The 24643-nt window shown below is 64.5% G+C and carries 20 protein-coding genes; 7 read left to right on the top strand and 13 right to left on the bottom strand.

Translation table 11 applies throughout. The features are described from left to right. Window positions 1–14: 14 nt before the first annotated feature. On the bottom strand, window positions 15–5921 hold the full coding sequence (gene uvrA / locus AC097L_RS17750; RefSeq protein WP_479587864.1) for an excinuclease ABC subunit UvrA: 5907 nt from the start codon (window positions 5919–5921) through the stop codon (window positions 15–17). 241 nt (window positions 5922–6162) lie between these two features. Here uvrA and AC097L_RS17745 point away from each other — a divergent pair, with 241 nt between their 5' ends. Beyond that, window positions 6163–6471: a DUF485 domain-containing protein gene (locus tag AC097L_RS17745; protein ID WP_479587863.1), complete on the top strand. Its 309-nt coding sequence runs from the start codon at window positions 6163–6165 to the stop codon at window positions 6469–6471. After that, on the top strand, window positions 6468–8195 hold the full coding sequence (locus AC097L_RS17740; protein ID WP_479587862.1) for a cation acetate symporter: 1728 nt from the start codon (window positions 6468–6470) through the stop codon (window positions 8193–8195). Before AC097L_RS17745 ends, AC097L_RS17740 begins: the two co-directional genes overlap by 4 nt. Before the next feature lie 104 nt (window positions 8196–8299). Here the strand turns inward: AC097L_RS17740 and AC097L_RS17735 are convergent, their stop codons facing one another. From AC097L_RS17735 to AC097L_RS17725, 3 genes are all read right to left on the bottom strand, one after another. Then, window positions 8300–8467 (bottom strand): DUF1289 domain-containing protein, encoded by a 168-nt coding sequence (locus AC097L_RS17735; RefSeq protein ID WP_479587861.1) that lies wholly within the window; start codon window positions 8465–8467, stop codon window positions 8300–8302. A 65-nt stretch (window positions 8468–8532) separates the two neighbouring features. Next, the gene (locus tag AC097L_RS17730; RefSeq protein ID WP_479587860.1) at window positions 8533–9024 is read right to left on the bottom strand and encodes a YbaK/EbsC family protein; all 492 of its coding nucleotides are present in this window, start codon (window positions 9022–9024) and stop codon (window positions 8533–8535) included. Beyond that, complete coding sequence (locus AC097L_RS17725) at window positions 9024–9944, bottom strand: 2-hydroxyacid dehydrogenase (RefSeq protein WP_479587859.1); 921 nt, start codon at window positions 9942–9944, stop codon at window positions 9024–9026. Before AC097L_RS17725 ends, AC097L_RS17730 begins: the two co-directional genes overlap by 1 nt. A 97-nt stretch (window positions 9945–10041) precedes the next feature. Here AC097L_RS17725 and AC097L_RS17720 point away from each other — a divergent pair, with 97 nt between their 5' ends. Next, window positions 10042–10812: a VOC family protein gene (locus AC097L_RS17720; protein WP_479587858.1), complete on the top strand. Its 771-nt coding sequence runs from the start codon at window positions 10042–10044 to the stop codon at window positions 10810–10812. Between the two features lie 60 nt (window positions 10813–10872). Here AC097L_RS17720 and AC097L_RS17715 read toward each other — a convergent pair whose 3' ends face one another. From AC097L_RS17715 to AC097L_RS17680, 8 genes are all read right to left on the bottom strand, one after another. Beyond that, entirely contained in the window at window positions 10873–11550 is a 678-nt protein-coding gene (locus AC097L_RS17715) for a DUF4126 domain-containing protein (RefSeq protein WP_479587857.1), read from the bottom strand. A 12-nt stretch (window positions 11551–11562) separates the two neighbouring features. Beyond that, a complete protein-coding gene (locus AC097L_RS17710) occupies window positions 11563–12630 on the bottom strand; it encodes a hypothetical protein (RefSeq protein ID WP_479587856.1) in 1068 nt (355 codons plus the stop codon). 57 nt (window positions 12631–12687) lie between these two features. Further along, on the bottom strand, window positions 12688–13599 hold the full coding sequence (locus tag AC097L_RS17705; RefSeq protein ID WP_479587855.1) for a DUF4410 domain-containing protein: 912 nt from the start codon (window positions 13597–13599) through the stop codon (window positions 12688–12690). Window positions 13600–13727: 128 nt separating this feature from the next. After that, window positions 13728–14126 (bottom strand): type II toxin-antitoxin system VapC family toxin, encoded by a 399-nt coding sequence (gene vapC, locus AC097L_RS17700; protein ID WP_479587854.1) that lies wholly within the window; start codon window positions 14124–14126, stop codon window positions 13728–13730. Continuing rightward, window positions 14123–14377, bottom strand: coding sequence for a type II toxin-antitoxin system VapB family antitoxin (locus tag AC097L_RS17695; RefSeq protein WP_479587853.1), 255 nt, complete (start codon window positions 14375–14377; stop codon window positions 14123–14125). Before AC097L_RS17695 ends, vapC begins: the two co-directional genes overlap by 4 nt. 98 nt (window positions 14378–14475) lie before the next feature. Further along, the gene (locus AC097L_RS17690) at window positions 14476–15654 is read right to left on the bottom strand and encodes an FAD-dependent oxidoreductase (RefSeq protein WP_479587852.1); all 1179 of its coding nucleotides are present in this window, start codon (window positions 15652–15654) and stop codon (window positions 14476–14478) included. Between the two features lie 77 nt (window positions 15655–15731). Next, complete coding sequence (locus AC097L_RS17685; protein ID WP_479587851.1) at window positions 15732–15896, bottom strand: rubredoxin; 165 nt, start codon at window positions 15894–15896, stop codon at window positions 15732–15734. A 109-nt stretch (window positions 15897–16005) separates the two neighbouring features. Continuing rightward, complete coding sequence (locus AC097L_RS17680; protein ID WP_479587850.1) at window positions 16006–17016, bottom strand: helix-turn-helix transcriptional regulator; 1011 nt, start codon at window positions 17014–17016, stop codon at window positions 16006–16008. 139 nt (window positions 17017–17155) lie between these two features. Between AC097L_RS17680 and AC097L_RS17675 the strand changes: the two genes are divergently transcribed. Continuing rightward, window positions 17156–18880, top strand: coding sequence for a hypothetical protein (locus tag AC097L_RS17675; protein ID WP_479587849.1), 1725 nt, complete (start codon window positions 17156–17158; stop codon window positions 18878–18880). 88 nt (window positions 18881–18968) lie between these two features. Here AC097L_RS17675 and AC097L_RS17670 read toward each other — a convergent pair whose 3' ends face one another. Beyond that, the gene (locus AC097L_RS17670) at window positions 18969–19631 is read right to left on the bottom strand and encodes an HAD family hydrolase (RefSeq protein WP_479587848.1); all 663 of its coding nucleotides are present in this window, start codon (window positions 19629–19631) and stop codon (window positions 18969–18971) included. Window positions 19632–19748: 117 nt separating this feature from the next. Between AC097L_RS17670 and AC097L_RS17665 the strand changes: the two genes are divergently transcribed. The 3 genes from AC097L_RS17665 to AC097L_RS17655 are packed head-to-tail and all read left to right on the top strand — an operon-like array spanning window position 19749 to window position 24501. Next, window positions 19749–20459 (top strand): response regulator, encoded by a 711-nt coding sequence (locus AC097L_RS17665; protein WP_479587847.1) that lies wholly within the window; start codon window positions 19749–19751, stop codon window positions 20457–20459. 10 nt (window positions 20460–20469) lie between these two features. Beyond that, window positions 20470–21966, top strand: a complete 1497-nt coding sequence (locus AC097L_RS17660) for a sensor histidine kinase (RefSeq protein WP_479587846.1) — start codon at window positions 20470–20472, stop codon at window positions 21964–21966. After that, window positions 21967–24501: a bifunctional diguanylate cyclase/phosphodiesterase gene (locus tag AC097L_RS17655; RefSeq protein ID WP_479587845.1), complete on the top strand. Its 2535-nt coding sequence runs from the start codon at window positions 21967–21969 to the stop codon at window positions 24499–24501. The last annotated feature ends 142 nt before the right edge of the window (window positions 24502–24643 follow it).

The following is a 24643-nucleotide window of genomic DNA, read 5'->3' as shown; positions in this document are numbered from 1 at the left end:
GTCCCCTTACCCAACTACCGCGCCAGCACCGGCTGCAGCGCTACGCCCGTCGCCGTCCCCAAAGCCACCACCGCCTCCGGCGCAGCCGCCGCCACAATCCGGCCCCCGCCATTGCCGCCGTCCGGCCCCAGGTCGATGACCCAGTCGGCTTCGGCAATCACGTCCAGATCGTGCTCAATCACCACCACGCTGTGGCCGCCATCGACCAGGCGGTGCAGCACGCGGATGAGCTTTTCCACGTCGGCCATGTGCAGGCCCACGGTGGGTTCGTCCAGCACGTACAGGGTGTGCGGGGCTTTTTGGCCGCGTTTGGTGATGTCGTCGCGCACCTTGGCCAGCTCGGTCACCAGCTTGATGCGTTGCGCCTCGCCGCCGCTGAGCGTGGGAGACGGCTGGCCAATGGTCAGGTAACCCAGGCCCACATCTTTGAGCAGTTGGAGTGGGTAGGCGATGACGGGCATCACGGCGAAGAAATCGACGGCCTCGTCCACCTCCATTTGCAGCACGTCGCCGATGCTCTTGCCGCGCCAGGTCACCGTCAACGTCTCGGGGTTGAAGCGCGCACCGTGGCAGGTTTCGCACTTCACCTTCACGTCGGGCATGAAGCTCATGGCGATGGTGCGCAGGCCCTGGCCTTCGCAGCTGGGGCAGCGGCCTTCGCCGGTGTTGAATGAGAAGCGCGCCGGGCCGTATCCGCGCGCGCGGGCTTCCAGCGTCTCGGCAAACAGCTTGCGGATGGTGTCCCAAAAGCCGATGTAGGTGGCCGGGCAGCTGCGCGGGGTTTTGCCGATGGGGGTTTGGTCCACTTCCAGCACGCGGTCGATCGCGGCAAAACCTGCCACGTCGGCACAACCCAGCCACGGTGCGTGTTGGCCCGCAGCCCAGCTCTCGCGCCCGGCCTTGGTACTGCGCTGGACGACCGCGGTTTGCACGTTGGCCAGCAGCACGTCGCGGGCCAGCGTGGACTTGCCGGAGCCGCTGACCCCGGTGACGGCTACCAGGCGTTTCAAGGGCACGTGGGCGGTGACGTTTTGCAGGTTGTGCATGGTGGCACCGGTGACGACCAGCCACTGCAAGGGCTCGACCATAACGACCGCTTCCAGCTCGGTAGCCGCCTTCTTCTTGGCTGCTGCCTTGCTCTTGGCGGTGGGGGCCACGTAGGGCAGATCGGCCACCGGCAGCGCCACCGCCGCCACGTCAAATGCGTCCACGGTGCGCCGCGCCTGCAGTGGGTGGCGCATGGCGTGCAGCAGGTAGCGGCCCGTGACGGACTCGGCCGCGTCCGAAATATTGGCCACGCTGCCCTGCGCCACTAGCCGCCCGCCGCGCTTGCCCGCGCTGGGGCCGATGTCGATGATGTGGTCGGCGCGGCGGATGGTGTCTTCGTCGTGCTCCACCACCACCAGGGTGTTGCCCTTACTGCTGAGGGTGTGCAGGGCGTTGAGCAGAATGTGGTTGTCGCGGGCGTGCAGGCCGATGGTGGGCTCGTCCAGGATGTAGCACACGCCTTGCAGGTTGCTGCCCAACTGCGCGGCCAGGCGGATGCGCTGGGCCTCGCCACCGCTCAGGGTGGGCGCGCCCCGGTCCAGGGTCAGGTAGCCCAGGCCCACCTCTTCCAGAAACTCCAGGCGGCTCTGGATTTCGGGCACCAAGTCGCGGGCGATGTCGGTTTCGCGCTGGCTCATTTCACCGGCGACTTGCAAGGCTTGCACCCACTTGCGAATGTCCGTCACGCTGAGGCGGGCCAGGTCGGTGATGCCGACATTGGCAAAGCGCACGGCGCGGGCGGTGGCGTTCAGACGCGTGCCCTGGCAGGTGGGACAGGCTACGTCATGCAGGTCTTCCACCTCGGGTTCGGCAAAGGTTTGTTCGCGGCCCCCGGTGTCGTCGGCGCGCACCGAGTCATCGAACACAGCCCGCTGGTCGCGGGTGAGCTTCACGCCCGTGCCCACGCAGTCGGGGCACCAGCCGTGCTTGCTGTTGTAGCTGAACAGGCGCGGGTCCAGCTCGGCGTAGCTGGTGCTGCACACCGGGCAGGCGCGCTTGGTGGAGAACACCATCACCTTGCCGATGTGCGCGGTGGGCTCGCCTGCATCCATCGCGGCCTTGAGTCCGTCGATCGCCACCAGCACATGCACCACGCCCTTGCCGTGCTCCAGCGCAGTCATCAGGCCCTCGCGCAGGCGGGCTTCGCTGCCAGGGTTCACATCCAGGCTGAGCACCGGCAGCTCGACGGTGTGCTCCTTGAAGCGGTCGATGCGCGGGAAATTGGTGGTCGGCAAAAAGTCGCCGTCCACCCGCAGGTGGGTGTAGTTGCGGGGCCGCGCCCAGTCGGCCAGCTCGGTGTACACGCCCTTGCGGTTCAGCACCAGCGGGGCCATCAGGCCAATGTGCTGGCCGCGGAAGGTTTTGAGCAACTGCGCGGCAATGCTGTCCGGCGTTTGCGGCTGTACCGCCGTGCCGTCATGGATGCAGTGCTGGGTACCCAGCTTGACGTAAAGCAGGCGCAAGAAGTGCCAGACCTCGGTGGTAGTGCCCACGGTGGACTTGCGCCCGCCCCGGCTCAGGCGCTGCTCGATGGCCACTGTCGGCGGGATGCCGTAGACCGCGTCCACTTCGGGCCGACCTGCGGGCTGCACGATGCTGCGGGCGTAGGCGTTGAGCGACTCCAGGTAGCGGCGCTGGCCCTCGTTGAACAAAATATCGAACGCCAGCGTGGACTTGCCGGAGCCGCTCACGCCGGTCACCACATTGAACTGGCCGCGCGGAATGTCCACGCTGAGCGACTTCAGGTTGTGCTCCTTGGCATTGACGATCTGGATGGCATTGGGTGGCACCACTTTGGGCAAAACCGCCCATGCCCCCGACTTTTCACGGGCCACCTGCACGCCCAGCCCCAGCGTCGATTCGTACTCGCGCAGGGCCGCGCCGGTGTGCGATGTGGGGTGGTGGCGCACGTCCTCGGGCTTGCCCTCGGCCACCACAAGACCGCCGCCATAGCCGCCCTCGGGTCCCATGTCGATCAGCCAGTCGCTGGCGCGGATGACATCCAGGTTGTGCTCGATCACGACCATGGAATGGCCCGCGTCCAGCAACTTGCGCAGCGCCCGCATCAGCTTGGCGATGTCGTCAAAGTGCAGACCGGTAGTGGGCTCGTCGAATAAGAACAGCGTGCCCTTTTTAGCCAGTGGCTGGCGGTTGCTGCTTTTGGCGGCCTCGGCCAAAAAGCCCGCGAGCTTGAGGCGCTGGGCTTCGCCGCCCGACAGCGTAGGCACGGGCTGGCCCAGCTTCACGTATTCCAGGCCTACATCCAAAATCGGCTGTAGCGCCCGTATCACGTCCCGGTCACCGTCAAAAATGAGAGCAGCCTCGCTCACGGTCAAATCCAGCACGTCGGCCACGTTGAACTGCTTTACGCGGGCATCGGAGGCGGCGCGGCGTTCGATAGTGATCTCCAGCACTTCGGGCCGGTAGCGTTTGCCGTCGCAGTCCGGGCAGCGCAAATACACGTCGCTCAAAAACTGCATTTCCACATGCTCAAAGCCCGAGCCGCCGCAAGTAGGGCAACGGCCATCGCCGCTGTTGAAGCTGAACTTGCTGGCGGTGTAGCCGCGCTGGCGCGAGGCGGGTGCGTTGGCAAAGATCTCGCGGATGGCATCCCAGGCCCCCACGTAGCTGGCGGGGTTGGAGCGGGCGGTTTTGCCAATGGGCGACTGGTCCACAAACACCACATCGCTCAAAAAGTCGGCGCCCAGCAGGCGGTCATGCAGGCCGGGGGTATCGGTGGCTTTGCCGAAGTGGCGCAGCAGGGCCGGGGCCAGCACGTCCTGGACCAGCGTGGACTTGCCGGAGCCGCTGACACCGGTGATGCACACCAGGCGCTGCAAGGGGAATTCGACCGACACGTTTTGCAGATTGTGCTCGCGCGCGCCTTCCAGCACCAGGCGGGGCGTGCTGTCGGTCACCAGCTTTTTGAAGCCCATGCCGATGGTCTTGCGGCCACCCAGGTAAGCGCCGGTCAATGTGTCGGCACTGCGCAAATCTTGGGTCGTGCCGTCGAACACGATTTGCCCACCGCGCTCGCCAGGGCCGGGGCCCATGTCGATCATGCGGTCTGCCGCCAGCATGACTGCAGGGTCGTGCTCCACCACCACCAGGGTGTTGCCCGCGTCGCGCAGGCGTTGCATGGCTTCGATGATGCGGTGCATGTCGCGCGGGTGCAGACCGATGCTGGGCTCGTCCAGCACAAACAAGGTGTTCACCAGCGAGGTGCCCAGCGCCGTAGTGAGGTTGATGCGCTGTACCTCGCCGCCGCTGAGGGTGCGGCTCTGCCGGTCCAGCGTCAGGTAGCCAATGCCCACATCACACAGGTATTTGAGCCGGGTGGTGATTTCGTCCAGCAGCAGCTTCAGCGCCTGCTCGTCCCCGCCGCCTTTGCCGCCCCGTTCTGCACGGCCGCCCAGGATGCGGTCGGCTTGCAGGTCGAAAAAGCGGCGCAGCCGGTCGATGGGCAAGAGCATCAGATCGTGCAGACACAGGCCGGGCAAAGCTTCCAGCTGGGCACGGGACCAGTCCACCCCTTGGGGCAGGTGGCGCTTGGCCGGGTCCAGCACCGTATTAGCATCTTCCACGCTACCCAGTCGCCACAGCAGGCTCTCGGTCTTGAGCCGCGCGCCTTCGCAGGCCGGGCAGGTGGTGTAGCTGCGGTACTTGGACAGCAGCACCCGGATGTGCATCTTGTAGGACTTGGTTTCCAGGTATTCGAAGAACCGCTTCACGCCAAACCAGTGCTGGTTCCACTTGCCGTTCCAGTTGGGCGAGCCGTTGACGACCCAGTGCTGGTGCTCGGGCGTGAGCTTGTAGTACGGCGTGTCGCGCGGGATGCCTGCGGCCTCGGCGTGGCGCATCAGGTCGTCCTGGCACTCTTGCCAGGCAGGGGTTTGCATAGGCTTGATGGCTCCGGCGCGCAGCGTCAGCTTGTCGTTGGGGATGACCAAGCCGTAGTCCACGCCGATGACGCGGCCAAAGCCCTTGCAGGTTTCGCAGGCGCCCACGGGCGAGTTGAAGGAAAACATCGACGGGATCGGGTCGGTGTAGCGCACATCGCTCTCGGCGCAATGAAGGCCGGTCGAAAATTTCCACAGCAGCGGCTCCACCGCTTCATCAGCCGACAGCACGTAAACGTTGACGCGCCCGCCGCCACGCTTCAGGGCGACTTCAATCGCCTCCAGTGCGCGGGCTTTTTCGGTACCCGCGATGCGAAAGCGGTCGGCCACCACGTCCAACACCTTGCGGGTGGCAGAGACCACAACCGCCTTCTTGGTGGTTTTAGCGGGCGTGGCGGATGCTTCCACCGCCACCTCGCGCTCAGCATGCACCCGGGTGAAGCCACTGGCCGACAGCCATTGCGCCACTTCGTCGGCGCTGGTGTTGCCGGGCAGCTCGACGGGGAAAGTCAGAACGAGCCGCGGGTCCTGCGCCGCTGCCGCGCGTTCACACAGCTCGGCGTAGATGCTCTCCGGCGTGTCGTGCCGCACCGGCAAAGCGGTTTTGCTGTCAAACAACGACCCGGCGCGGGCGTAGAGCAGCTTCAGATGGTCGTTCAGCTCGGTCATGGTGCCCACGGTGGAGCGGCTGGAGCGCACCGGATTCGTCTGGTCGATGGCGATCGCCGGGGGCACGCCCTCCACCTTGTCCACGGCGGGTTTGTCCATGCGGTCCAGGAACTGGCGGGCGTAGGCCGAGAAGGTTTCGACGTAGCGGCGCTGGCCTTCGGCAAACAGGGTGTCAAACACCAGGCTGGACTTGCCGGAACCGCTGGGGCCGGTCACCACCGTGAGCTCGCCGGTGCGGATATCCAGGTCCAAATTCTTGAGGTTGTGCTGGCGCGCTCCGCGGATGCGGATGGTTCCCTGGGTCATAAGTGCAGTGCTCTGGGGGGTAAGGCAGATGATTGTAGGAAGAGGCTGCCCAACCAGCCCATTCTGGGGTTATTGCAGGCCACCAACCGGCGCCTAGGGCGGGAAAACCCCCGGTCCAAAACCCGTTTTAGGACCAGAAACGTCAGTTATCGGTCAGCCCCTCTGCGCACACTCATTCCACTGCCAGAACGACATTTCGGTCTGGTGGAGGTTCGATTGACACACACCAAAGGGGACAACCATGACGGATCCGATCGTGGCCAGAATAGAGGCCAATCCCAAATACCATGAGCTCAAACGCAAACGCAACGGCTTCGGCTGGCTGCTCACCGGGCTGATGATGCTCGTGTACTACGGCTACATCGCGCTCATCGCGTTCGACAAACCATTTTTGGCCACCCCTCTGGGCGCGGGCGTCACCAGCATCGGCATTCCCATCGGTATGGGTGTGATTGTGTTTACCGTGGTGATCACCGCCATTTATGTGCGCCGCGCCAACAGCGAATACGACCGCCTGACCGCTGAAATCCTGAAGGATGTCTCCAAATGAATGCCCTCCTGAAATCTGTGGGCGCTGTGGCGCTGATGCTGTTAGCCGGTGCGGCACTGGCCGCTGGTGGCGACCTGGGCCAGGTGGAAAAACAACCCACCAACTGGGTGGCCATCAGCATGTTTGGCATCTTTGTGGTTGCCACGCTGTTCATTACCAAATGGGCGGCAGCCAAAACCAAGTCGGCTTCTGACTTCTACACCGCCGGTGGCGGCATCACCGGCTTCCAGAACGGCCTGGCAATTGCGGGCGACTACATGTCAGCCGCATCGTTCCTGGGCATTACTGCTACCGTGATGGCCTTCGGCTACGACGGCCTGATCTACTCCATCGGCTTTCTGGTCGGCTGGCCGGTCATCACCTTCCTGATGGCCGAGCGCCTGCGCAACCTGGGCAAGTTCACCTTTGCCGACGTGGCCGCCTACCGCTTTCAGCAAACCCCGATCCGCATGTTTGCGGCCTCGGGCACGTTGGTGGTGGTGGCGTTCTACCTGATCGCCCAGATGGTGGGTGCCGGTGCGCTGATCAAGCTGCTTTTTGGCCTGGACTACTGGCTGGCGGTGGTGATTGTGGGCGGCTTGATGATGATTTACGTGCTGTTTGGCGGCATGACGGCCACCACCTGGGTGCAGATCATCAAGGCCTGCATGCTGTTGGCGGGCGTGACCTTCATGGCCTTCATGGTGCTGGCGCAGTTCAGCTTCAGCCCCGAAGCCCTGTTTGCCAAGGCGGTGGAAGTCAAAACCCAGTTCGCCCTGAACGACGGCAAGATGCCCGATGCTGCCGCCAAGATAGGCCTGGCCATCATGGGGCCGGGCGGTTTTGTGAAAGACCCGATCTCGGCCATTTCCTTTGGCATGGCGCTGATGTTTGGTACCGCCGGTTTGCCGCATATCCTGATGCGCTTCTTCACCGTACCTAACGCCAAGGAAGCCCGCAAATCCGTGCTGTGGGCGACCACCTGGATTGGCTACTTCTACGTGCTGATCTTCATCATCGGCTTTGGTGCCATCACCCTGGTGCTGACCAACCCCGAGTTTGCAGATACCGCCAAGGGCATCATCAAGGGCGGCGGCGGATCGAGCAACATGGCGGCCGTGCTGGTGGCCAAGGCCGTGGGCGGCAACATCTTCTTCGGCTTCATCTCAGCCGTCGCATTTGCCACCATCCTGGCCGTCGTTGCGGGCCTGACCTTGTCGGGAGCCTCGGCTGTGTCGCACGATCTGTACGCCACCGTGTTCAAAAAGGGCAAGGCCGACAGCGCTTCCGAGCTGAAGGTATCGCGCATCACCACCGTGGCGCTGGGCATCGTGGCCGTGGCACTGGGTATTGCGTTCGAGAAGCAAAACGTCGCCTTCATGGTGTCGCTGGCCTTCGCGATTGCGGCATCGGCCAACTTCCCGGTACTGTTCATGTCGGTGCTGTGGAAAGACTGCACCACCCGCGGCGCGGTGATTGGTGGCTTCATGGGCTTGGTCTCTTCCGTGGGCCTGACCATCGTGTCACCTGCGGTGTGGGAAGTGACGCTGGGCTTTGCCAAAGGCTCGGCCTGGTTCCCCTACACTTCGCCTGCGTTGTTCTCCATGACTATCGGCTTTGTCGGTATCTGGCTGTTCTCGGTTCTGGACCGCAGCCCGCAAGCCGCCAAAGAGCGCGAAGCCTTCAAGTCGCAGCAAGTGCGTTCGGAGACCGGGTACGGCGCATCGGGCGCGTCGGGACACTAAAAGCTTTCCCTCCACCGTGGCCCTCTGAGTGGGCCACCCCCAAACCGTTCGCGCGGGTCTGGTCGACTACCTTCGATCAGACCCGCCCGGACGGTTTTTACGTTTTAGCCAAGAGCCGTTTGGGCGCGCCGGGCAATCTGGGCCCACACCGCCAACCTGCTCGGCGCGTCCAAGCCGCGCCAGGCACCGATCTCGTCCAGCGTGCGCAGGCAACCAGTGCAAATCTGGCCCGCTACGTCCATCTGGCAGATGCCTACACAAGGCGATGCCACTTCAGCATCTTTTTGGCCTCCAGCGTAGATAACACTTGCGCGAGCAGCTATTAAATCCATAGTACTCACAGGGTCACGTCCACCACCGGCGCACCGGTCAGCCGCGCCAGGTCATCGGGCGAGAGCGCAAACACCGCGTGCGGATGCCCGGCAGCCGCCCAAATCTCGGCAAACCGAAACAGCGCCTGGTCGATCAAGGTAACGCTGGGCACCGCATGCGCCACCGGGGCCACGCCGCCGATGCTGAAGCCCGTGCGGGCCTTCACAAACGCTGCATCGGCCCGCCCCACCGGCCCCACCAGCGCGGTGACCTTCTGCTCGTCCACCCGCCGGTCGCCCGAGGCCACCACCAGCACGGCAGCATCGTCGGCCACACGGCGAAAGATGATGCTCTTGGCGATCTGCCCCACCGCAATGCCCAGCGCATCGGCGGCCTGCTGCGCGGTGCGTGCTGCATCGTCGAGCATGCGCGGCAGATGGGCGTGGCCTTGCGCTAGCAGTAGCGCGGCTACCCGTTGCACGCCTTCGGGCAGGGGCTTGAGCTCAGCGCCGCACATCAATAACCCCGGTCGCGTTGCACCACGCCGTTCACTGCCTGGCCTTGCAGCAGCGCCTGCAGCTTGCCGATGATCTGCGCCAGGCTTTCCGCGTCCAGGGTGCGCGCCGAAATATGCGGGGTGATGTGGATTTTTGGGTGGCCCCAGAACAGGTGGTCAGGCGGCAGCGGTTCGGTGCGGAACACGTCCAGCGTGGCCCCGGCCAGGTGGCCGCTGTCCAGCAGGGCCAGCAGGTCGGCATCCACCAGGTGCGCACCACGCGCCACGTTAATGACGTAGCCGCCCGGCTGCAGGTGCGACAGGGTTCGGTGGTCCAGGATGTTTTGTGTGTCCACCGTTAGCGGCAGCAGGCAGACCAGCACTTTGCTGGCGGCCAAAAAGGCATCCAACTGCCCAGGCCCGGCATAGCCACGCACGCCGTCCAAACCCTTGGGCTGGCGACTCCACGCGTTGACGGGGAATTCAAAACCCCGCAAAGCCTGGGCCACCCGTGTGCCCAGCACGCCCAGGCCCATCACGCCCACGGCAAAGTCGCTGCGCCGCACAGCATCCTGCCTGCGCCAGCGCCCGGCGCGGGCATCGGCCTCGTAGGCATCCAGCCCCCGAAAATGCCGCAGCACGGCGTGGCAGACGTATTCGGCCATTTGCACCGCCATGCCCGCGTCCTCCAGCCGCACCACCTGGGTCTGCGGGGGGATGCGTAAGCGCATCAGCGCATCCACGCCCGCGCCCAGGTTGAACACGGCTTGCAGGTCGGGCTGCGCGTCAAAAAACGCCTGCGGCGGGGCCCAGGCAATGGCGAAATCCGCCGGGGCACTACCGGGGCTCCACAAGGCCACTTCGGCCTCGGGCCAGACGGCGTGCAGCCCGTCGATCCAGAATTTGGCTGACCCATCGGGGTTGTACAAAGCTATCCGCATCCAGGTTTCCTTTTGTTGCACATCCGTCCTCCATTGTGTCTGCTGGCACGCGGGCAGTGCCTAGAATTTGCCCTTCCATTCCACGACGGAGACATCCATGACAAGCACCCCTTGCGAATTTGTTTGGTATGAACTGGTGACCAGCGACGGCCCGGCCGCCGAGGCCTTCTACCAGGCCGTGGTGGGCTGGACGACGCAGGACGCGGGCATGCCCGGCATGCGCTATGCCCTGGCATCGGCAGACAGCACCCAGGTGTGCGGCATCATGACCCTGCCCGCCGAAGCCAAAGCGGCCGGGGCCCAGCCCGGCTGGTGCGGCTATATCGCCGTGCCCGATGTGGATGCCCACTCCGCACGCATGGTGCAAGTGGGCGGAACTGTCCACTATCCGCCCACCGACATCCCCGGCGTAGGCCGGTTTGCCATGGTGGCCGACCCGCAGGGGGCGGTGTTTGCGCTGTTCAAGGGCCTGCCCGCCGAGCGCCCGGCCCCGCCGCCCGCAGGCACACCAGGCACCTTTGGCTGGCACGAGCTGCACGCGGTGGACGATGCCGCTGCCCTGGCCCTGTATGCCGATCTGTTTGTCTGGACCGCCGCCGAAACCATGGACATGGGGCCGATGGGCACCTACCAGCTGTTTGCCACCGGTGCTGCCCCGGTCGGCGGCATGATGCGGCGCGACGACGGCGGCGCGCGCGCCAGCTGGCTGTACTACATCCATGTGGAGCAGATCGACGCTGCGGCAGACCGGGTACGGGCCCACGGCGGGCAGGTGCTCAACGGCCCCATGGAAGTACCCAGCAATATGTGGATTCTGCAGTGCAGCGACCCGCAAGGCGCGCAGTTTGCGCTGCTGGGAACGCGTTAAAACACTATCATTTATATAGCTGTTGGCGTAGGCAGAATATGCGCCAGAGCCCTATTTTCCTCAAATTACCCAACCCCGCACCCGCCGCACCAAGGCCTTTAAAAAAGACCACAGCAGCACCAGCAGCCCGATGCTGAGGACCAGCACCCCGCACAGCGCCACACCGAAGCCGACCGGGTAGTGCGCGGCCAGCCACAACGCGCCCATGCTCATGCCGTCTTCCAGAAAGCTCAGGGCAAGGTTGGAAAAAGGTTCGGGCGAGGTGTTCACCGCCGCCCGAGTGGCCGCCTTGGTAGCAAACGAGGTGGCGGCCAGCGAACCGCCCAGCAAAGCCGCCACCGCGCCCATGGTGCCGCTGTCGGCCCCGAACACGGCCGCAGCCAGTGCCGCCCCGGCAGGGATGCGGACCACCGAATGCAGCACGTCCCACAGGCTATCAAGCCCCGGAATCTTGTCGGCAAAAAACTCCACAAACAGCATCGCACCGCTGGCCGCCAGCATCGCCGGGTGCTGGAGCAGGTGCAGCCCGGCAGGCAGGCTCCACCAGCCCAGCGCCCCGCTCAGCCCGGTGACAAATACCACGGCGTACAGGCGGATGCCACTAGCCCAGCCCAACGCAGCGGCCAGGGCCAGCAGCGCAGGCATGTCCAGGTGCGCGCTGCCCTGGGCCAGCGCGTCCACCGCCGTGCGGGCACCGCTGTGACCCAGGGTTTGCAGCCAGGTGCTGAAGCTGTCCATAGGGCCAGGGTGTCAGGGTGCCGGGGTGTCGGCCGGTTTCACCCACACCACCACGTTGTCCACCGCGTACAGCTGGCACGGGGTCTTGCTGATGCGGCGGCAGCGCGCCAGGGCGCGGTCGGACGGGTCGGTGGGTTCAGTGGCATCGGCCGGGTCCAGGCCTGCGGTGGCGATCACCTTTTCAGACGAGAACGCAAACGCCCGCGGCAGCGGCAGGTCCAGCCACTGGCGGTAGATCTTGCGCACGGTTTCGGTTTTGAACGGCAGGGCATTGATGTCGTCCACCTTGGCAAAACCCGACGCGGTGTAAGGAACAATCACCGGCGCGGTGCCGGGCGCCATCGGCAGCACCGCAGACGGTTCGACCACCGCTTCGGCGGGCAAGGGCGGCAGCGCGGGCAGTTTGGCGCTGGTGTCGCGTTTTTCCATCAGGCTGCGCAGCGCATCGGGCAGTTGCTTGGCCCAGGCCAGCATGTCTTCGTCGTTGTCCATCGACTGGGCGGGTACGAACACGCGGATGCGGCCATAGTCGTTACGCGAATACTTGGTGTAGACCACCTCGTACACCGCGCCGGGCAGGCGCACCGAATTAGCCTGCACCCACTGCTGGGCCTGGGCGTAAAAGTCGGCTTGCAGGCCCAGCAAATGGCCGGTGCGCTTGAAGATTTGCAGGCACTCGGGCATGGCCAGGTCGCTGCCAAAGTTTTCGCTGTACTGCGGGTTGCGGGCGGTGCAGCGCTCGGCCTTCCAGTCGGCCCCCAGGGTGGTGCGGGAAGGCATTTCCAGCACGATGCCGCCACGCATGCGGCCGTTTTGCACATCCATGGCGTAAGCCGCATACACCGGCGAGCGCGGGGGTGGCCCTTGCGTGGTGCTCCACTGGGCCTGGGCAATGTAGGTCCACTGGCCTTCGGGCAGCGTCAGGCTGCGCGGGCCAATGGTGATTTGCTGGTCCAAGATGTCTTTGGCTGGCGGGTTGCCGGGGATTTCAATGGCCAGTGCGCAGGGCAGTAGCGCGGCCAGCCCCAATGCCAGGGCTAGTGCCAGGCTCAGGCGCTGGACGGTTGTAACAATCTTCATGGTATCTCCAACAATTCTATTTTTGTGTAGGTATGGGTAAGTAGCTGGTGCCGCTGTTTAGGGGGCATCGCCGCCAAGGGGCATTTTCACCGCTTCGACCGGGAGGCCCCTATCCCGCACCCACACCACGGCACCGTTGACGGCGTACAGCTTGCATGGGCTTTTACTGACCCGATCGCAAGCCACCACGGCACGCTCTGTGGGATCGGCTGGCAATGTGTCGTCTAGCGGTTTCAATCCATAGCTGGATGCATTGAAACCTGTGGCTGAAATGGCAAACGCCCGGGGTGTGGGCTTGGTCAACCACTCCCGGTAGCGCTGGCGGCCTTTGTCGCCCAGGTAGGGAATGGCATCCACGTCGTCAATGTTGGCGAATCCGGAAGCGGTGTAAGGAATGTGCGCCGATGCCACCGCAGACACAGGCATAGTCTGCTTTGGTGGCCGCGCAGAAAGTGCCTCAGTTGCCCCCATTGCATTGGGCTGCGCCACGGCAGGTGCGGCCACCGCAACGAGGGTATTGGGCCCGCGAGGAGCCAGTTTTTTATCGACGGATGTCGCCGCAGTAGTGCCCGTCAACTCGCTCAAAGTGAGCTCGGCGAATTTGTCGTACAGCCAGTTCATACGCATGCTGTCTTGCCCACCAGCCCAGCCACCTAGTCCGTACGAGGCGTTGACCTTGAACGCGTGCACTGCCCGCCCCTGACCATCAACCACCTGCACCCGCCCGTGGATGGAGTCAGTACCCGCCATCACCCCAAACAGCACTGCCGTTACAGCGGAGCGCACCCGAAACTCCTCTACCGTCACATGCACTTTGTAGGAGGCATCTGGTTGCAGCAAACCATTGCCATCCATGCGCCGCTGCACATAGCCCACCAGCTCTTGCGTGCTGAATTGCGGGTTGTCTGCCTGTAGCTTGCGGGCTTCGTCGGTGAGCACGATTTCTACCTTGCTGTACCGTGCAGCCAACAGTTTTTCCTGCCCGTGGGCACTTCCCATCTCTCGCTGCACAGTACCTGCGCAGCCGCTTATCAACACCAAAACAGCCACTACCGCCAACACTCTGCGCATGCATTGCTCCTGTATAAATAGATAAATCACACCACCCCCCGTAAACCCATGAACGCCACCATACCGACATAGTCGCGGTCGTTCTGGAGCAGATCGCAGTCGTTGCGGATGCACCAAGCCCCCACCAGCAGGTCGATGGGGCTGCGCACGGTAAGGCCTTTGTGGCGCAGGTCGCGGTAGATGTCGGCGGCCAGCAAGGCGATGGCCTCGCCACCGGCGGTGACCACTGGCAAAGCGGCCAGGGCCTGCTTGGCCAGCCGCAGCTCTTGGGGGTGGCGAAAGCCGCGCAGCACCTCCATCAGCACCACGTCCAGCAGCACCAGTTCGTGCGCGCTGTCGTTGAGCACGGCATCCAGCGCCTCGGTGTGCGGGGTGGCCGTGCCTTTGAAGTAGTCGATCCAGATGCTGGAATCGGCGGTGATCACCGGGCTGGGGCCCGAGTGGCTTTGTCGAGGTAGGTAGCGCGGGGCTCCTGCACGCTGTGGCCGTCGCTGGTGGTCCAGTCGCCGTCCAGGCTCCACTGCAGCTTACCGCGCAGGGCACGCAGATTTTGGTAGGCAGCGCGGCGGGCCAGCAGGCGCAGGCCTTCCTCCACCGCATCGCGCTTGGTTTTGAAACCGCCGGCCTGCATGGCGGCATCCATCAGTTGGTCGTCGATGACGATGTTGGTGCGCATACAACGCCCTCATGTGTATTGATCCAAAAAATTATACACACGAAGCGTAAAAAAGCGATGGGGCGGATCGCTCCGTCCCATCGCATGTCCGCCGAGGTTTAAACCACCGCCGCCATCTGCTTGACCAGCGCCATGCGCTTGCTGGTGTGCGGGCCGGTCAGCACAAAGCCGTGCGCGCGCCCGGGTGCGTCTGCTGGGGCGAACCACCATTCGCCCAGCGTCTGCTCGACCCACGCGCCCAAATGGCCGGGTGCAGGCGGGTGCGCCACGATGGGCAGGGCCGGGGTTTTGATGGCCACCGGCATGGCGGCAAATTCCAGCGTGGCATCCAGGCCGCACAGGTTGGCCGCCAGCACCTTGGCCGCCGCCATGATGGGCATCACATAGGGCAAGGTACGGCCGGTGGGCGCGCCGGGGCTGGCCGCGCTGGCGTACTGTGCACCGTCACCCAGCGCCCACACGTGGGGGGCACTGGTTTGCAACTGGCGGTTGACGTTGATACCGCGCTCGCAGGCGATGCCCGCGGCCTGGGCCAGCGCGGTGTCGGCACGCAGACCGATGGCGCTGAGCACGATGTCGGCAGCGATCGCCTGGCCGTTGCCCAGGGTCAGGGACAGGCCTTGCGCAGAGGGCTCCACACTTTGCACGGTGGTCCCCAGGTGCCACTGCACCGACAGGCCGGTCAACGCCGCCTGCAACTGGGCGCTGGCCGTGGGCGGCAGCAAGGCGGCCAAGGGGCGGTCCGCAGGATCAACCACCGCCACGGCATAGCCCGCACCGGCTAGGTCGTTGGCAAATTCACAGCCGATCAGGCCCGCGCCCATGATGGCCACGCGAGCCCCCTCGCCAAATGCGCTGAGGAGCTGGTGGAACACGCAGAAGTCGGCCAGCGAATTGACCGACAGCACCTGGTCCGCCGCTGCGCCTGCCAACGGCACGCGGATAGGCTGCGCGCCGGTGGCCAGCACCAGGTCACGGTAGCCCAACACGCCTGCGCTGGTCTGCACGGTCTGCGCAGCAGTGTCGATGGCGGTGACCTGGGTGTACGGCAACAGGGTGACGTTGAGCGTTTGTGCGATGGTGGCCGCCGGGGTAGTTACCAGCTGTGCCGGGCCGCGCTTCTGGCCAAACGCGTTGGACAGCGTGGGCTTGGCATAGAAGTCGCCCGCGTCCGCAGTGACCAGGGTGATGGGCGTGGTGGTGTCGAGCTTACGGAACTCGCGCGCCGCCTGCCAACCGGCCAGGCCCGCGCCGATGATGAGGAGAGGATGGTTCATGCAAGAATTTTAGACAGGACTTACGCAAGGCTCCTGTGCGCCCAGAGGGCGGCACAGGGGGCGCTGCGTAAATCCTATTAGATCTCGACAGGCTCGAAGTCGGCCTTGGCGACACCGCATTCCGGGCATTCCCAGCTAGCGGGCACGTCAGCCCACAAGGTGCCAGGGGCGATGCCGTCCTCCGGGCGACCCGCTGCTTCTGCGTACAAAAAGCCACAAACGATACAGACATAGGTTTTCATGGTGGGAATCTCGGTTTTATATAAAAAATGCTTCTAACGCATATTCTATCTACGCCATTAGCTATGAAAAGCGTAGTGATTATGCCCATGGTGTCCCAAGGTGCACCCGCTACTCCGCCCGCCGCAGCGCGTCGATCAGCAGGGCAATACTGCTGACCTGCAGCTTTTCGTAAATCGCCTGGATCTGGTTGCGCACGGTGGCGGGCGAACGGTTCAGGGCCTGGGCAATCTCCTTGTGGCTTTCGCCTTTGGCGATGCGCCGGGCGATCGTCCATTCCCGCACATTGAGCAGGTCCGCCAGGCACCGCGCGCGGGCCTTTAAAAACAACAGGCCATGTTCAAAGTAGCGGCGCACTACGAGGGTTCGGCCGACGAAATGTGCGGAGCCTGAAGACAGCAAAGAGGCCATCAGCGCGGTAGGCAATGTGGGGCCGCGCCAGTCACCCCATTCGGCATGGGCCAAGCCCATAAATTGCGGATCGGCGTGGTACAGCACACCCCGGGCATCGGCAATCGCGGAGCCGTAGGGCGACATGGCTTTGTCCGCTTCGTCCAATTGGCCCAAATGCATGACGCGGTTCAACGCCAGCGCCTGCATCACATGCGGGGCGAGTTGGCCCAGCAGCCGGCGGTCTGCGGGGGTGCCCTGCGCGTCCTTCTTGGCTCGGTACAGGCTGATCCAGTGGACAAATTGGGTACGGGGATTGTTGTCCGCCGCAATCAGCATGTTTTCCACCCCAAAACGCTGTGAAAAGTCGCGGTACTCACGTGCCGCATGGCCCGCATAAAAATTTTCGATATTGATCGAATAGGTGACTTCCAACTCGCCCAGCACCATGGAGGCAGTGGCATCCTGGTGCTTCAGCGCTTCATATTCCACCAGCATGTCGGGTGCTATTGCGTGCAGGTGCACGGTATGGATATCGAGACCGTCGGGTCGGGTGGTGGCGGTGCCCCACATCGAAGAGTCAAACGGCAGGATCTGCTTGATCTGCGCCAGCGCTGCATCCTGGAAATGCTGTATCGGCAGCTCTTGCGACAGCCGATACAGCCGCAACAGCAGGGTATTGAAGTCGGTCGGCAGGTCGCGTTGGTCGTGCATGTCGCCCGGGTGTTCCATAGTGCAATTGCACTATTGTGACATTTTGTATCGAGTTGGATACTTTTCAGCAATGCGCCGTCCGGGAGCCCGCCATCCGCGTGTGGCGGGGGAATGCGCAGTGAAAAGTCAGCCAACTACCCAATCAAAAGGATTCTCGATGAACCATCGCATGCCATGGGGCCTGGCCCTCGCTACCGCAACCCTGCTGGGCCTGAGTGCTTGCGGCGGAGACGGAGATAGCGCCTCGCCGGTCGCCACGACCACCATGACCACCTTCTCCGGCACTGCTGCCACGGGCGCCGCGATGGCGAATGCCACTGTCTCCATCACCTGCGCCAGCGGCACCGGCAGCACTACCGCCACGGCCACCGGCACGTATTCGAAAGACATCACCAGCGTCACCCTGCCCTGCGCCTTGCAGGCAGTCAGCGCCGACGGCACCACGCGGCTGTACTCGGTGACCACCGCTACCGCAACCAGCAGCACCAGCCAGGTCGCCAACATCACGCCGCTGACGCAACTACTGGTTGCCAGTCTCACAGGGGCTGACCCGGCCACCTTCTTCAACAACTTCAACGCAACCACCGCCAGCACCGTGACCGCCGCCAGCGTGGGCGCTGCGCAAGCGGCAGTTCTGAACACTCTGACGCAGGCCGGCATCAGCACCACCGGCGTGACCGACCTGATCGGTGGCGCGTTGACGGCAGGCAGCCATTCCGGCTACGACGGGGTGCTCGACGCAGTGCAGACCCAGCTGACCGCCAGCGGCACCACGCTGGCCACGCTGACCACCACCGTGGCAGCGGCATCGCCTGTGGCCAGCACCACGGTAGCTGCGGCCACCACCAACACCCCCAGCCTGCCGGCCGCACAGCTGCTCAAGACGGCCGACAACAATTGCGCTGCACTTCGCAGCGGCGACTACTGGGCCATCACCCCCACCAAGGGCGGTAACACCACGAACCAGTTTGCCAGCGGCAACTACAACGCCAGCACCAAGACCGCCACCAACCTGCTGGGCAACTCGACAGTGCTCACCAACAACGGTGCTTGCCAATACCTGGCGGCAGACAGGGTCAGCAACGTGGTGGTCTCGCAAGCCGGTATCGCCGTGACGCGGTATCTGGACGGTGGCGGCGTATCGCGCCTGGGCCTGGCCATTCCGAAGCAGACCATTGCCGTGTCCGACCTGGCAGGTACCTGGAGTACGCTGAATTTTTCGATGAACGATGCCGGCACCAACTATGTGGCCGAATCCTCCACCGCTACGGTCAGCAGCACCGGTGTATTCAGCAACGTGACGGGATGCAACGGCGCGGTCGCCGCATCCACCTGCGCCGCCGGCACCGATGCCATGAACTTCCAGGCCAACAGCGATGGCGCACTGGACCTGGTCGACACCACCGACCACAGCACCTCGCGGGCTTTCGCCTACCGCACCGGCAGCGGCAGCCTGGTGGTGGTGGTGGTTGATGGGGACGGCAGCCTCACCTTCTTTGCCAAGCAGCGTACCCTGACGCTGCCCGCCGTCGGCACGGTCAACCCCAAGAGCTGGTTCGTGCGCACCAGCAATGTGCTGCTGGCCAATGCCTTGGGGGTGAGCTACACCACGACCGTCACCGGTGTGGACGCCACCGCCGGCAGCTATACCCGCACCCAGAACACCGCCGCCGGAGCTGCGGACTACAGCGAGACCATCCTGATCAACAACCCACGCAATGGCTACAACTTCCGCGCTGCTGCCAGCGGTGTGGTTTCGACCGTGTCGGGCACCACCAACATCCGCGAACGCACCAGCCTGGGCCTGCCCGGCACCGGCCTGTCGGTGCAGTCTGTGCCCAGCCTGGCGGCCTTCCAGGTCAGTATCGACCAGCCGCTGTAAGCGCCGCCAGCCCCATCGCCCCGCGCTGGGGCCTGCGACGACTGCCCCCGTGAATCCATGCTAGATGGGTTGACGGGTGCTTTTTGCGTCAGGCCAGCAATGCCGCCAACTGCTCCATATCCGTGAACGTGCAAAACGCCCCCGCCTCCATCAGCGCCTGCGCGTCCACATGCCCCGAGGTAGCGGGTGCGTAGCCAAACACGGTAGCCCCGGCGGCCACGCCTGCGCGCACGCCGGTGGGGGTGTCTTCCACCACGGCGCAGCGGGCGGGGTCTGCTTTGAGTGCGGCAGCGGCCGCCAGGTACACATCGGGCCAGGGCTTGGTGCGGGGCATTTCATGGCCGCTGAAAACCATGCCTTTGAAGTAGTCGGCCAGGCCCACTTTTTCTAGTTGCAGCTCGATCTTGATGCGGTCGGCCCCCGACGCGCAGGCGATGCGGCCCGCGTAGGCGGTGTGCACTGTGTGCAGAGCGGCGTGGATGCCGGGAATCGGCTCCAGCCGGGTCTGCAGCGCGTGGTTGCGCCGGGCGCGGAACTCCCGCATCCAGGCATCGGTGAGCGGCTGGCCGGTGTGGGCCTCGATGGCGGGGGCCTCGTCCAGCACAGTTTTGCCGACGAACAGCCGCATGCATTCGGCCAAGGTCATGGCCCAGCCGCTTTCGGCCAGCATGTCGCGCAGCACCCCAATGGTCAGCGGCTCGGAATCGACCAGCACGCCATCACAGTCAAACAGCACGGCTTCAAATTGCATAGGCTTTTCTTTCAGTAAATTTATGGATGAATAGGCAGCTAGCGCACATTCTGCCTTGGTAAGCAGCTATCAATACTATAGTTTCATAGTACAGCCTGGTCTTGTTATGCTCTGCCCATGGCCCATTTACTGATTGTGGAAGACGACGATTTGCTGCGCGACGGCCTGGCGGCCCAATTGGGGCAGGTGGGGCACCAAACCACTACCGCAGCCAACGGTGCACTGGCGCAGGAGCTGCTGGAATCCACCCGCTTTGATGGCGTGGTGCTGGACCTGGGTTTGCCCCTGGTGGACGGCATGGCCCTGCTGCGCTGGATACGCAAACGCCTGCTGGCCCTGCCGGTACTCATTTTGACCGCGCGCGACGGCGTAGACGACCGCGTGGAGGGCCTGAACGCTGGGGCCGATGATTATTTAACCAAGCCCTTCAACATGGCCGAACTGGAAGCCCGCCTGGGCTCCATGCTGCGCCGCTCGCGCCTGCCAGCCTTTGGCGGATCGCTGGAATTCCAAGTGGGCGAAACCGGCCGCCTGCGGCTGGATGCCACGCAGCCGCTGGCCTGGCTGGACGACGAGCCGCTGGAGCTGACCCAGCGCGAGTGGGCGCTGCTGTCGCTGCTGGTGACCAATGCGGGCCAGGTGGTCGGCCGAGAAGACGTGCTGAGCGCCTGGAAGACCGACCCCAGCGACCCCAGTGACACCACCAACACCGGCTCCAACGCGCTAGAGGTCTACGTGCACCGCCTGCGCCGCAAGCTGGCCGACTCGGGCCTGAGCATCCGCAACGTGCGCGGCCTGGGCTACATGCTGGAAACCGCCGCGCCATGATGCCCGCGCCATGCCACTAAGCCTGCCGAGCAAGCAGGTCAAGGGCCTGCAGAAAGACAAGGCCCCCGGCCTGTCCCTGAAACGCCAGTTGCTGCTGTGGCTGCTGCTGCCGCAACTGCTGCTGTGGCTGGTGGGCGGGCTGCTGGCCTACCGCATCGCGCTGAACTACGCCGAAAAAGGCATCGACCAGTCGCTGACGCAGTCGGTACGCTCGCTGGCGCGCCAGGTCAAGCCCATGGGATCGGGCCTGCTGGTGGACTTTCCGCGCGCCGCCCGCGACATCCTCGAAGAAGACCCGACCGACCGCGTCAGCTATATGGTGTCGTCGCCGCCCGGCCAGTTTGTGTTGGGCAACAGCCGGCTTCCCGACCCGCTGCTGGATGTCCATGTGCAGCCCGGCGAACCGCTGATTTACGAAACCCTGCTGGACAAAAAACCGGTGCGTATCGCCCTGCTGGAAGTCAACTACGGCGATGCCGACGCGCCCCAGCGCCTGCGCGTGCAGGTGGCCAAGAGCCTGGCCGTGCAGCAGCGCATTGCCCGCGAACTGGTGGCCGACATGCTGGTGCCGCTGGTGCTGCTGGGCGCGCTGATCGGCACCGTGGTGTTCATCGGCGTGGGCCGCGGCCTGCAGCCCCTGAAGCGCCTGGAAGCCTTGCTGGGTGACCGGGCCCACCGCAGCGTCACCACCCTGCTGCCCATCGCGCTGACCCAGGCCCCGCTGGAGGTGCATTCGCTGGCCGAGGCGGTGAACCAGATGCTGGCCGCCGTGCGGCGCAGCATGGGCCAGGAAAAGCGCTTCATCAACGACGCCGCCCACCAACTGCGCACCCCGCTGGCGGGCCTGATCAGCCAGACCGAGCTGGCCTTGACCGAACTCGCCAAGACCGAAACCGACCCACAGGCCTTGAAAGAACGGCTTACCAAGGTGCACGCCGGGGCCAAGCGCTGCGCCCACCTGGTGCACCAGTTGCTGGCGCTGGCCCGTACCGAGGCCGACATCACGCCCCAGCCGCTGGACATGGCCGCACTGGCCCGCGAAGTGGCCCGCGAATGGACACCGCGCTCCATCGCGGCAGGCATTGACCTGGGCTACGAGGGTGAAGACAGCCTGGTCACCCAGGGCGAAAAACTGTTGCTGCGCGAAGCCATCAGCAACCTGATCGACAACGCCTTGCACTACGCGGGCCGGGGTGCCACGGTGACCCTGCGCGTACAGCGCCTGCAAGGCTTTGCGGTGGTGGAGGTAGAAGACAACGGCCCTGGACTGCAAGAGGCCGATCTGCCCCGGGTGTTCGAACGCTTCTGGCGCGCCAGCGAGTTGCCCGGCGGTTGCGGCCTGGGCCTGGCTATCGTGCAGGAAATCGCCCTGCGCCACGGTGGCAACGCGGCGGTGCTGAATGGGGTGCCCCAGGGTTTGTGCGTGCGGCTGAGCCTGCCGCTGCCACTGTTTCCAACCACCTCGGCGGCATTTCGCCATCCCCCCCCATTGCCTGCGGCGGCTTGAATGCGCACTTACCGGCCCTCCCTGCGAGTCGCCATATCGGTGCCCTTTGCGTTGGTCCTGGTAGCCACCGTGGCTTTGCAGGCGCTCATGCAGCAAGACAACACCACCCGCCTGATCAACACCACCAGCGTGCGCATGCTCGGTGCGCTCACGGTCGCCTCCAGCAACCGTTTGGTGAACTTTCTGGAAGAGCCGTTTCGCATCCAGAACGGCATTGCCGACGCGATAGGCCGCCATGGGCTGTACATGCCCCTGGACCTGGGCCCCATCCACCGCCACCTGCGCGGGGTGTACCAGGACCTGTATCGGGACCAAACGCAGATCAGCAGCATGGGTTTTGGCAGCGCCGCCGGCGAGTTTGCCGGTATGCGCCGTGAAGATGCCGGTGCGGGCTTCAGCCTGATGCTCAAGGATGCCTCCACCCAGGGCCAGCTGCGCATTTACAAAGGCGACCACCCGGGCGATGTAGTAGCCGCCTACGACAATTACGATCCGCGCGGGCGGCCCTGGTATGCGCCGATTGCCCAGTCCGGCCTGGCCGGGTGGTCGGCCATCTACACCAACTATGACGAGCGGGCAGAGGTCACCATCTCGGCCTCCACGCCGGTCAAAGCAGGCACCCGGTTTCTGGGCGTGATGTCGGCCGATGTCAAACTCAACGGCCTGAACCAGTTTTTGCATGACGAACCGCTGCGTGGCAGCGGCACCATCGCCATCACCGATATCGACGGGCAATTGGTGGCGTTTTCAGAACCGGGTTCGGTGCTGGCCGATGGCCGCACCCGCACCCCGCGCGGACAGCGCTTGCGCCTGTCGGAAAGTGACAACCCGGTGTTGCGCGCCGCCGCGCAGCCAGTGGCCGATGCGCCCACCGAAAGTGCCACAGACTTTCAGCTGACGGTCGATGGCCGCTTGTACATCTGCCGGGTGGCCCCGTACTCGGATAGCCGGGGGCTGGATTGGCGCATCGTCACCCTGGTGCCCGAATCCGACCTGCTTGGCGGTATCCGGGCCGCCAGCCAGCGCACGATGGTCTGGACCACCGGCTTTTCCGTGTTGGCTTTTCTGCTCGGCCTGTGGGCCATTGGCTGGGTGACCCGGCCCATCCAGCGTACTGCCCAGGCCGCCAACCAGCTGGCGCTGGGCCAGTGGGATACAGAGATCGACCCCGGCAGCGTGGTGCAGGAAACCGACACCCTGGTGCAGGCCTTCAATGCGATGGCGCAGCGCCTGCAGCTGTCGTTCAACGGTATGCGCGACCAGTTGCGTTTTGATAGCCTGACCCAGTTGCTGACGCGGCGTGGTCTGCTGGAAGAGGTGCAGTGGAGCGGCACGAAACCCGCGGTGCTGTGCCTTGTAGGGCTGGATGGATTTCGGGCCATCAACGACAACGTCGGCCACGGCACCGGAGACCGCCTGCTGCAAGCCATTGCCCAGCGCCTGCGCGACCAACTGCCGTCCCAGATGCTGATAGCCCGTGTGGGCGGCGATGAATTCGCCTTGCTGCAGCTAGACACCGAGCGGGCTGCGGCCGACATAGGCGCACGCGTCAGCAGCCTGTTTGCCATACCGTTTGCGTCGGGCGACGACGAGGTCACCGTCACCGCCTCGGTCGGCGTGGTCGCCGGGCATTTACCGGCCGAAGCCCTGCCCGAGTGGCTGCGCAATGCCAGCGTGGCGCTGGGCGAAGTCAAACGCCGGGGCCGCGGTGCCTGCGTGGTGTTCACACCGAGCATGATGGAGCAGTCGCTGGAACAAGCCCGGCTGGCCAATGAACTGCGCCAGGCCCTGGACCGCGACCAGTTTCGGGTCTACTACCAGACCGTCATCGAACTGGCGACCGGCCAGGTCAGCGGTGTCGAGGCGCTGGTGCGCTGGCAAAGCCCGACACGCGGCCTGGTGCCGCCCGGCATCTTCATCCCGATCGCCGAAAGCTCCGACCTGATCCTGGCGCTGGGCGACTGGGTGCTGCGCACCGCCACCCGCGACGTCGCCCAGCACCTGGCGCAGTTACCCGCAAATTTCGACCTGCATGTGAATGTGTCGGCGCGCCAGCTGATCCAGTCCGACTTCAGTGCCACGCTACAGCAAGCCCTGCGAGAGAGCGGGCTGCCGCCGCAGCACCTGACGCTGGAGCTGACCGAATCGGTGCTGCTGGAGCAGGACGGCAAGACCGTAGAGCGGCTGCACGAAATCCGCGCCCAGGGCGTGAAGATTGCCATCGACGATTTTGGCACCGGCTATTCTTCTTTGGCTTACCTGGGGCAGCTGCCGTTTGACTGCCTCAAGATCGACCAAAGCTTTGTCCGCAACCTGTGCAGCTCCCCGCAGGACGCGGCGATTGTGACCGCCGTGCTGCACATGGCCGAGGGCTTTGGGGTCAGCGTGGTGGCCGAAGGTGTCGAGACCCCCACCCAGGCCCAACGCCTGCAGGAGATGGGCTGCCTGCACGCCCAAGGCTATTGGTTTAGCCGCCCCCTGCCCTGGGCACAGGTCCAGTGGGGACCGCATGACCCTGGCGGCAGCGGAGTTTAAATTTAAAGAAAATAGGCCGCTAGCGCATATTCCACCTGCGCAATATGCTATTAAATTAATAGCAAATGCCACCAGCAGTTGGCTCGCATCCAGCCCATGCCGCCATCCGCCACCATCTGCGCCCCCAGGGTAAGAGCAAACC

The sequence above is a fragment of the Rhodoferax sp. RT5P35 genome, from assembly GCF_056521385.1.
The sequence above is the reverse complement of the archived record's forward strand: the minus strand, read 5'-3'. Positions and strand labels throughout refer to the sequence as shown.

Bases quoted from the DNA above. Each gene is read 5' to 3' on its own strand.
- uvrA (WP_479587864.1), bottom strand. From the start codon at position 5,921: ATGACCCAGGGAACCATCCGCATCCGCGGAGCGCGCCAGCACAACCTC.
- AC097L_RS17745 (WP_479587863.1), top strand. From the start codon at position 6,163: ATGACGGATCCGATCGTGGCCAGAATAGAGGCCAATCCCAAATACCAT.
- AC097L_RS17740 (WP_479587862.1), top strand. From the start codon at position 6,468: ATGAATGCCCTCCTGAAATCTGTGGGCGCTGTGGCGCTGATGCTGTTA.
- AC097L_RS17730 (WP_479587860.1), bottom strand. From the start codon at position 9,024: ATGTGCGGCGCTGAGCTCAAGCCCCTGCCCGAAGGCGTGCAACGGGTA.
- AC097L_RS17725 (WP_479587859.1), bottom strand. From the start codon at position 9,944: ATGCGGATAGCTTTGTACAACCCCGATGGGTCAGCCAAATTCTGGATC.
- AC097L_RS17720 (WP_479587858.1), top strand. From the start codon at position 10,042: ATGACAAGCACCCCTTGCGAATTTGTTTGGTATGAACTGGTGACCAGC.
- AC097L_RS17715 (WP_479587857.1), bottom strand. From the start codon at position 11,550: ATGGACAGCTTCAGCACCTGGCTGCAAACCCTGGGTCACAGCGGTGCC.
- AC097L_RS17710 (WP_479587856.1), bottom strand. From the start codon at position 12,630: ATGAAGATTGTTACAACCGTCCAGCGCCTGAGCCTGGCACTAGCCCTG.
- AC097L_RS17695 (WP_479587853.1), bottom strand. From the start codon at position 14,377: ATGCGCACCAACATCGTCATCGACGACCAACTGATGGATGCCGCCATG.
- AC097L_RS17690 (WP_479587852.1), bottom strand. From the start codon at position 15,654: ATGAACCATCCTCTCCTCATCATCGGCGCGGGCCTGGCCGGTTGGCAG.
- AC097L_RS17685 (WP_479587851.1), bottom strand. From the start codon at position 15,896: ATGAAAACCTATGTCTGTATCGTTTGTGGCTTTTTGTACGCAGAAGCA.
- AC097L_RS17680 (WP_479587850.1), bottom strand. From the start codon at position 17,016: ATGGAACACCCGGGCGACATGCACGACCAACGCGACCTGCCGACCGAC.
- AC097L_RS17675 (WP_479587849.1), top strand. From the start codon at position 17,156: ATGAACCATCGCATGCCATGGGGCCTGGCCCTCGCTACCGCAACCCTG.
- AC097L_RS17670 (WP_479587848.1), bottom strand. From the start codon at position 19,631: ATGCAATTTGAAGCCGTGCTGTTTGACTGTGATGGCGTGCTGGTCGAT.
- AC097L_RS17665 (WP_479587847.1), top strand. From the start codon at position 19,749: ATGGCCCATTTACTGATTGTGGAAGACGACGATTTGCTGCGCGACGGC.
- AC097L_RS17660 (WP_479587846.1), top strand. From the start codon at position 20,470: ATGCCACTAAGCCTGCCGAGCAAGCAGGTCAAGGGCCTGCAGAAAGAC.
- AC097L_RS17655 (WP_479587845.1), top strand. From the start codon at position 21,967: ATGCGCACTTACCGGCCCTCCCTGCGAGTCGCCATATCGGTGCCCTTT.